1 protein-coding gene is annotated in these 560 nt (G+C 66.8%); it reads right to left on the reverse strand.

What is annotated here, in order from left to right:
* On the reverse strand, positions 1-476 hold a 476-nt coding region (locus ACXJKJ_RS31670), incomplete at its 3' end, for an EamA family transporter (protein WP_457395672.1).
* Positions 477-560 lie beyond the last annotated feature (84 nt).

Here is a 560-nt window from a genome sequence, read left to right on the forward strand (position 1 = left end):
ATCCACGGCGGCGTGCCTGCATCGATCGTCAGCCACGCCACACCCACCGCCGCGCAGCCCACCGCCAGCCACTGCAGCCCACGAAGGCGTTCTTTCAGCACCAACACGCCCAGCAGCACGCTCACCAGCGGATTGATGAAGTACCCCAAGCTCGTTTCGATCACATGTCCGGCGTTGATCGCCCAGATGTACAGCCCCCAGTTGAACGCGATCGCCAGACTGCTCAACGCCAGCGTCGGCAGCGCGCGCGTCTGCGCGGCGATCTGCTTCCACCAGCCCGTCCCCGCACTCAGCAGCAGCCAGGCCACCACCAGCACCGTGCTCCAGATGATCCGGTGCGCGATGATCAGCTGCGATGGCACCGCCTTGAGCAGGTGCCAGTACAGCGGCAYCARCCCCCACAGGGTGAAGGTGAAGGCGGTGATCGCAAACCCGCGGCGTTGTTCCTGCAGGCTGTGTGGCGGCACCGCGCTCACTTCGCGCGCGTCCGCGCCAGGGTCAGCACCACCACGCCGGCCAGGATCACCGCCATCGCCAGCAGGTCATGCCCGCCAAAGTGC

The sequence above is a fragment of the Roseateles sp. P5_E1 genome, assembly GCF_054049335.1.